Here is a 3,426-nt window from a genome sequence, read left to right as displayed (position 1 = left end):
GTGCGGTAGGAGTCGCCGGTGAGGGTGAGGACCTCGGCGTGGTGGACGAGGCGGTCGATCATGGCTGCGGCGACGACGTCGTCGGAGAAGGTCTCGCCCCAGCGATCTGGGGCTGGCACTTGTTCGTGTAGCCGGATCTGTGCTCGTGCCTGCACCGATGCGCCCTGGATGGGCCCTGTGGATCTTCCAGGTGGGAGATCGCTATGTTAGGCGCTGCCTTAATCATTCAGGTGCGAAGAGGGTGTGCGGGTGACGCGGCGGCTGACAGTGATCGCGGGTGCTGCGTCGGTAGCGGCGCCGGCGACGACGGATCCGTGGGAGTTCCAGGGCGAGTGCGTCGAGGCGTTCGTGGCGTCGTGGCGGGCGCGTGGGTTCAGCCCGGTGACGATCGAGAACGACTTCGGGTTGCTGGAGCGGACGCTGACGGCGTTGGGCCGCCCGGCGTGGGAGGTGACGCCTGAGGACGTCGATCGGGTCGTGGGCGATCTGGCCATTGCGGGTCGGAAGGCGTCGACCCGCCGTGACTATGTGCAGATCTTCAAGGGCTTCCACCGGTTCCTGCAGGTGCGCAAGGCCGCCGAGATCCAGGCCTGGTTCGGTGTCTCGCTGGTCTGCCCGGTGGATGAGTTCAACGCATCCCGCCATGTCGGGGACGACTCGCCGGACTCGATGCCGCCGCCGACCCCGGAACGGGTCGGGCAGTTCTTCGAGTTCCTGAAGGGCCGGATCGCGACCGCCCGCAAGTATGCGCCGGCCGCGCGGGACTACGCGTTGTTCCGGACGCTCTATCACGCTGGCTTGCGCTCGGAGGAGGCCTCGCTGCTCGATGTGGCGGATGTGCACTTCAACCGCGGGCCGTTCGGGAAGCTGCATGTCCGGTTCGGCAAGGCAGCGAGGACATCAGGTCCGCGGCCGCGGTGGGTCCCGATGCTCGATGGCCTGGACCTGGTGCTGCGGTGGTTCCTCAACGACGTGCGCGGCAAGTTCCCCGACTCACCGGTGCTGTTCGCCGACGAGTCCGGCGGCAGCCTGCATCGGGGGACGATCCGCAACCGGCTGCGCCGGTTGATGGAGCTGGAAGGCCGCGCGGCCGGGGAGTGGTTCAGCCCGCATGCGCTGCGGCGAGCGTGCGCAACCCACAACTATGAGCGCGGCGTGGACCTGGTCGCGATTCAGCAGCTGCTCGGGCATTGGACGGTCAGCTCGACGATGCGGTATGTCCGCCCCTCGGCGACGTTCATCGAGGATGCATATCGACGCGCGGTGTCCACCACGCTGTCCGAGCTCGGCGGGCCCGACGAGCCTGTCGAGCGCGCCGGTGAGGATGAACGGCGATGAGGATTCGGTGGCGGCTGCGGATGGCCGCGGCGCAGCGCGAGGTCTGGACCGGGACGCAACTGCGTCGGCTGCTCGGGGAGCGGGCTGGCGTGGAGATGTCCGCGGCGTCGGTGTCGGCGTTGTTCACCAAGGAACCCAGCCAGATCAAGCTCTCGACGCTGATCGCGCTGTGCACTGCTCTGCAGTGCACTCCCGACGACCTGTTCGAGATCGACACCACTCCGGTCGAGCGACCGGTCGCGCCGACTCGTCCGACAGCCCTCGACGGTCCTCGAGCATCCGGGACCGGTGGTCGATCCCTGCCGCCGATGTGACCGGACCACGAGAACGACTGCGGGGACGACGGCGAGCCCGACACGATCGACCAGGTTGGCGAGGTCGTGGGTAAGAAGCAGCGTGACTGCGCCGACTGCGGCGCGCCCGTCGGGCTGCTGGATCAGCCACGATGCTGTCGTTGTTCCCGGCGGGTTCGTGAGAATGCAGCTAAGGAGCCCTGTCCGGCCTGCGGGAACCAGCGTGTCCTGCAGGCAGACACTGGCCGGTGCGTGTTGTGCTCACGCCGCTGCCGACGCTGCGACAGGCCGCGCCGTTCGGCCACCGAGACGTTGTGCAAGACCTGCCGGCGCACCGATCAGCGGGCGGCCGCGATGCAGATCTGCCCGCGCTGCGCCAGGCTCGGCCACTTGCGCGCGGCGACGGGATGGTGTGGCCACTGCTCACGCCCGCAGCCAGGGCCCCAGCCGCCGCGCCCCTGCGCTGGCTGCGGTCGGGTGCGCCGCCATGCCGGTCTCGGGCTGTGCTCGGCGTGTTGGCAGCGACACCCCGCTCGGCCGTTCATCCGCGCCGAGGCGTTGGCCGAGCGGCTGGCGAGCCCGCCCGACTGGCTCGAGTCGTTCACCGCTCACGTTGCCTCGCGCTACTGCCCCAGCCGGGCCTGCATGCTGATCACCGAGCTGGGGCGACTGCTGGCCGATGAGCACTCCAATCTGCCGGCGGCGGTGCTGGACCGAGCCCGCCGCCCAGGACGCTCCATGGGCCCGCTCGCGCGGGTGCTCGAGGATTTCTTCACCGACCACCAGCTCGCCCTGGCCACCGACCATCCCGAACAGCTCGCCGCCGGGCGGCGGCGGCGCCGTGTCGACCGGGTCCCTGCACCGTTGCGGCCGGCGGTGGCCGGGTTCTGCGAGAAGATGCTGCATGCGCGTGAACGCGCGCGTCGCGCCGGAACCCGAGCGCGCAGTGACCACACCGTCGAGACGGCGCTGACCATCGTGGGCGACCTCGCTCAGTTCCTGATCGAGCAGCGTGGCAAGCACGGGTGGGAGTTGGTCGACATCGGCGACATCGAGGCGTTCCTGGCCGGCATGCCGGCCTCGCGCAAGCGGCGGCTGGTCGTGCTGCGCCAGTTCTTCCGCTTCGCCCGCGCGCGCCGGCTGATCCTCGTCGATCCCGCCCGAGATCTGTCGGCCTCCGAGCCCAGCGCTTTCCGCGGGTCGACCCTGACCCTCGCCGAGCAACGATCGCTGTTTCGGCGGTGGACCACCGACCTCAGCGCGGATTCTGCCGCCGGCGACGGGGTGCATCCGCATGAGGCACTGGTCGGGATGCTCGCGCTGTTGCATGGCGCGTCCAGCCAGGAAATGCGCCTGATGCTGATCGATGACGTCGATGAACACGCCCGAGCAGTGCGGCTGGGCCGGCGGCCGCACCCGGTCCCGCTCGACCCGGCCAGCTGGTCGGTGCTGCAGCGCTGCCTTGCCCACCGCGCGCAGCAGCGAACCGACAATCCGCACGTCATCGTCACCAAGGGCACCAAAGCCGGGCGCCGTGCGGCGTCGACGGCCTATCTCAGCCACGTCCTCGACCCCTGCGGCGCCGCGCCCCGCATGATCCGCAGCACCCGGCTGGTCGACCTGGTCAACGTCATGGACCCCAAGCTCGTCGCGGCCGCGTTCGGGATGGACCCGCAGTCCCCACTGATCTATCTGGCCGACCACGTCGACGCCGGCCGGCTGCCGAACCCGTGATGTTTCGGCGCGACCTGACACAGGTTCGGTCGAACATGTGCGCTTTCCCGAAGGGCAGGTT

Annotated in this window: 3 protein-coding genes and 1 pseudogene; 3 read left to right on the top strand and 1 reads right to left on the bottom strand. The window is 69.6% G+C overall.

Features of this window, described 5'->3' with window-relative positions; genetic code table 11:
* Positions 1-104 (bottom strand): annotated as a pseudogene (locus PSD17_RS17450) (ATP-binding protein); the annotation flags it as partial.
* Positions 105-249: 145 nt separating this feature from the next.
* Here PSD17_RS17450 and PSD17_RS17445 point away from each other — a divergent pair.
* From PSD17_RS17445 to PSD17_RS17435, 3 genes are all read left to right on the top strand, one after another.
* Positions 250-1,338 carry a tyrosine-type recombinase/integrase gene (locus tag PSD17_RS17445; RefSeq protein WP_013676030.1) on the top strand — a complete coding sequence of 363 codons (1,089 nt, stop codon included), beginning with the start codon at positions 250-252 and terminating at the stop codon, positions 1,336-1,338.
* Positions 1,335-1,652: a helix-turn-helix domain-containing protein gene (locus PSD17_RS17440; protein WP_013676029.1), complete on the top strand. Its 318-nt coding sequence runs from the start codon at positions 1,335-1,337 to the stop codon at positions 1,650-1,652. Before PSD17_RS17445 ends, PSD17_RS17440 begins: the two co-directional genes overlap by 4 nt.
* A 624-nt stretch (positions 1,653-2,276) precedes the next feature.
* Complete coding sequence (locus PSD17_RS17435) at positions 2,277-3,365, top strand: hypothetical protein (RefSeq protein WP_339123541.1); 1,089 nt, start codon at positions 2,277-2,279, stop codon at positions 3,363-3,365.
* Positions 3,366-3,426: the final 61 nt, after the last annotated feature.

Origin of the sequence: Pseudonocardia sp. D17, assembly GCF_036984265.1 — a bacterium.
GTDB lineage: Bacteria > Actinomycetota > Actinomycetes > Mycobacteriales > Pseudonocardiaceae > Pseudonocardia > Pseudonocardia benzenivorans.
The sequence above is the reverse complement of the archived record's forward strand: the minus strand, read 5'-3'. Positions and strand labels throughout refer to the sequence as shown.